Origin of the sequence: Streptomyces ureilyticus (assembly GCF_011045025.1) — a bacterium.
Lineage (GTDB): Bacteria > Actinomycetota > Actinomycetes > Streptomycetales > Streptomycetaceae > Streptomyces > Streptomyces ureilyticus.
Genome location: NZ_JAAKZX010000393.1, coordinates 1 through 3,777, shown reverse-complemented (window position 1 = coordinate 3,777; position 3,777 = coordinate 1). Strand labels below are relative to the sequence as shown.

General features: G+C 72.6%; 6 protein-coding genes and 1 pseudogene. 5 read left to right on the top strand and 2 right to left on the bottom strand.

All coding sequences use genetic code 11. From position 1 onward, the window contains the following. The 5 genes from G6048_RS47280 to hypA form a co-directional block, all read left to right on the top strand. Positions 1–237, top strand: a 237-nt coding sequence (locus tag G6048_RS47280; protein ID WP_165345783.1) for a nickel-dependent hydrogenase large subunit, incomplete at its 5' end; no start/stop codon positions are given. Next, a complete protein-coding gene (locus tag G6048_RS47275) occupies positions 230–793 on the top strand; it encodes a NifU family protein (RefSeq protein WP_165345782.1) in 564 nt (187 codons plus the stop codon). The genes G6048_RS47280 and G6048_RS47275, both read left to right, overlap by 8 nt. Then, entirely contained in the window at positions 790–1,386 is a 597-nt protein-coding gene (locus G6048_RS47270) for a DUF5947 family protein (protein ID WP_165345781.1), read from the top strand. Before G6048_RS47275 ends, G6048_RS47270 begins: the two co-directional genes overlap by 4 nt. A gap of 42 nt (positions 1,387–1,428) precedes the next feature. Continuing rightward, positions 1,429–1,635, top strand: a complete 207-nt coding sequence (locus tag G6048_RS47265) for a hypothetical protein (protein WP_165345780.1) — start codon at positions 1,429–1,431, stop codon at positions 1,633–1,635. Between the two features lie 240 nt (positions 1,636–1,875). Further along, a complete protein-coding gene (hypA, locus tag G6048_RS47260) occupies positions 1,876–2,232 on the top strand; it encodes a hydrogenase maturation nickel metallochaperone HypA (protein WP_165345779.1) in 357 nt (118 codons plus the stop codon). Between the two features lie 48 nt (positions 2,233–2,280). Here hypA and hypE read toward each other — a convergent pair whose 3' ends face one another. Together hypE and G6048_RS47250 are read right to left on the bottom strand one after the other, a co-directional pair. Beyond that, positions 2,281–3,351, bottom strand: a complete 1,071-nt coding sequence (gene hypE / locus G6048_RS47255) for a hydrogenase expression/formation protein HypE (RefSeq protein ID WP_165345778.1) — start codon at positions 3,349–3,351, stop codon at positions 2,281–2,283. Next, positions 3,344–3,777: pseudogene (locus G6048_RS47250) on the bottom strand (hydrogenase formation protein HypD); the annotation flags it as partial. The pseudogene G6048_RS47250 and the gene hypE, both read right to left, overlap by 8 nt.

The window sequence follows — 3,777 nt, the reverse complement described above, 5'->3', positions numbered from 1 at the left end:
ACCCCGTGGAACGCCAGCCCCCGCGACATGTACGGCACCCCCGGCCCGTACGAGGACGCCGTCCAGGGTCAGCCCATCTTCGAGGAGAACGGCCCCGACGACTTCAAGGGTGTCGACATCATGCGCACGGTCCGCAGCTTCGACCCCTGCCTGCCGTGCGGCGTGCACATGTACGTCGGCAAGGGCAAGACGCTGACCACCCTGCACTCGCCGACGTACGGGGCGAACCATGGCTGAGGCCGGCACCGCGCGGCTGGCGGACCCGGACGTGGAGGCCCGGCTGGCCCGGCTCGACGACCTGCTGGAAGGGCTCCAGTCCACGCCCGGCCCCACCACGCGCTCCGCCACCGAGGCAGTCGTGCTCCTGACCGAGGTCTACGGCGAGGCGCTGGCCCGGATCCTGGACCAGGCGGACGGGCAGCTGGCCGAGCGCCTGGCCGACGACGAGTTGCTCGGGCACCTGATGGTGCTGCACGACATCCACCCCGAGCCGGCCGAGCGCCGGGCGGCCCGCGCGGTCGAGCGGCTGCGGCCCGCCGTACGCGAACGCGGCGGTGACGTCGAGTGGGCCGGTGTGGAGGGGCAGGTGGGCCGGGTGCGCCTGAAGTCGGGCGGCGGGTGCGGCTCCGGATGCGGCAGCGGGGCGACCGAGGTCACCGACGCGGTCCACGAGGCGGTACTCGCCGCCGCTCCGGAACTGACGGCGGTGGAATCGCTGCCGACCTCCTCCGACCGGCAGGCGGCTCCGGCGTTCGTACCGCTGGCCACGCTGACGCACCGGGGCGCCCGGTGATCACGGACGGAGCGCTGGCCCGCCTCGTCCGTGCCTCGGCCGACCGCACGGCGGCGGCCGAGTCGGAGGTGTGCGACCTGTGCGCCGCGCCGGTGCCCGACGAACACGCCCACCTGTACGACACCGGGCAGCAGGAGGTGCGCTGCGTCTGCCGTCCCTGCTCGGTGCTGTTCGCGCAGGGCGGAGCGGGCGACGGCCACTACCGGCTCGTACCCCGGCGCCGAGTCCGGCTTCCCCGGGTCGACACGGAAGCCCTGGGCGTACCCGTCGGCCTGGTCTTCTTCGTGCCCCGGGCAGACGGCACGGTCACCGCCGAGGGCCCGAGTCCGGCAGGGGCCATGCGGTGGGAGGTGGACGCGGCGGCATGGCAGCAGCTGGCCGCGACGTGTCCGCAGCTCGCCGGCGTGGAACCCGAGGTGGAGGCACTGCTGGTGAACACCGTCCACGGCCTCGACCACCACTGGATCGTGCCGATCGACGAGTGCTACCGGATGGTCGCGGTCGTACGCCGGGAGTGGCGGGGCCTGTCCGGAGGCGGCCGGATCTGGCCGGCCCTCGAGCGGTTCTTCGAGGACCTCACCGAACGGCCCTGAGCACGCACTCCGCAGGTCGGAGGCGAGGAAGGAGATCATCCCATGGGCAGCATCAGAGTGGGCAGACCCCAGGCGAAGCCCGACACACCCCGGCACGTCGCCGGCATGCACCAGGGCAACAAGGGGCGCTACGAGGACCAGACCGGTCACCACGAGGACGGCACCGCCGACGCGCGGCGCTCCACCGGGATCCACTGGAAGCGGCATGACGCGCTCGCGGACACCATGCCGAACATCTCGCCGGGATGAGCGGGACGAGAAACAGCAGGGAGTCGCCAAAGATGAAAGTCCAACGAACACGAAGGCCGGCTGCCCCGGGCAGGCGAGCCAGGATGAGCGGACAGCGGGTGCTGAAAACCGAGGCCGCCGTGGCGGGCGGTCTCGTGGTGGCGCTGCTCTTGCGAGAGCTACCCAGCCTGAGGCGGGAGGCACGCATCTGGCGGATGGCCGGCGGTTTTCGCGCCGGCCACCGGTACCCGTGAGCAGGCCGTGCACGAACTGTCGATCGCGACCGCGATCATCGAGCGGGCCGACGAGCTGGCCCGGGCCGACGGGACGGATGCCGTCGCGGCGGTGACCGTCCGGGTCGGCGAACTGGCGGGCGTCGTCCCCGACGCCCTGGATTTCGCCTTCGAGGTGGCCCGCGACGGCACCGCCCTTGCCGACGCACGGCTCGTCGTCGAGCAGGTCCCCGCGCAGGCATGGTGCGGTCCGTGCGCCGAGGAGTTCCCGGTGGGCATGCCGCCGTTCTTCTGGTGCCCGCGCTGCGACCAGCCCTCCACCGAGCTGCGCAGCGGCCGGGAACTTCAGATCACCGGGATCGAGCCGTTACCGATCCCGACCTAGCGCGAGTGGGCCCCGCCGACACGTCGGCGGGGCCCACTCGCGTCCGGCTCAGCAGATACGCGGCAACTGCTCGCCCAGAGGCAGGTCCACCACCCGCGTGCCGCCGAGGCCGGTGCAGACCACGACCATGCCGGGGTGCTCGGCCACACACTCGCCGATCAGGGTGGCTCCGCCGCCCTGCGGGTGGGCACGCATCGCCGCGAGGACCTCCTCCGCCGCCGACGGGGGCACGAAGGCGACCAGCCGCCCCTCGTTGGCGACGTAGAGGGGATCGAGCCCTAGGAAGCCGCAGGCGTTCGCCACCGCGTCCGGCACCGGGATGGCCCGCTCCCGCAGCCGGACACCGGTTCCGGAGGCGCGGGCGATCTCGTTGAGGGACGCGGCGAGCCCGCCCCTGGTGGGGTCGCGCAGCACGTGGATGTCCGGGGTGACTGTCAGCATGGCCACCACCAGGTCCGCCAGCGGCGCGGTGTCACTGGCGACCTCGACGCCGAACTCCAGCCCCTCACGGACGCTCATGATCGCCACCCCGTGGAGGCCGATCGGACCACTGACGATGACGGCGTCACCGGGCCGCGCCCGCTGGGGTCGGATGTCCACCCCGTCGGGGACGAGCCCCACACCGGCGGTGGTGACGTACACACCGTCGCCGTGCCCGGACTCCACCACCTTGGTGTCACCCGTGGCGATGGTGACTCCGGCGGCCTCAGCCGCCGCACCCATGGCGCGCGCGATCCGTCCGACGACCGTCAGTTCCACGCCCTCTTCCAGGACGAAGGCGGCGGAGAGATACGCCGGCCTGGCACCGCTCATCGCCAGGTCGTTCACGGTGCCGTTGACCGCCAGGTCGCCCAGGCTGCCACCGGGGAAGAACAGCGGTCTGACCACGTAGGAGTCGGTGGAGAAGGCCAGCCGCGCGCCGCCCAGTTCGAGGACGGCGGAGTCGGCGAGCGCGGTGAGGATGGCGTTGCCGTAGGCGGGGGCGAAGACGTGCTCCATCAGCTCCGCCGACAGCGCTCCTCCGCCGCCGTGCCCCATCACCACGACCGGCTGGTCGCGCAAGGGGGCGGGACAGGTCCAGTTGGCCGGGTCGACCGTGTCGGCGAGTTGTTCAGGCAACGGGGTTCATCTCCTCCCGCACGGCCCGGTCGGCCTGCGGTGTCGGGGCGTTCATCCTGCGGTACAGGTAGTAGGCCGCGCAGGCGCCCTCGCTGGAGACCATGGTGGCGCCGAGCGGCGTGCGCGGGGTGCAGGTGGTGCCGAACGCGGCGCACTCGGTCGGTTTGATCAGCCCCTGGAGCACCTCGCCGCTGCGGCACTCGGCGGGCTCCTCGGTACGGATTCCGGTGACGTCGAAGCGGTGCTCGGCGTCGTACGCGCGGAAGGCGTCGGTCAGCCGCCAGCCACTGGCGGGGATGGGCCCGATGCCGCGCCAGTTCCGGTCGGTGACCTCGAACACCTCCTCGATCATGTGGACGGCGGCCGGATTGCCGTCCTCGCGCACGGCGCGCGCGTACGCGTTCTCCACCCGGTGCTCACCGCGCT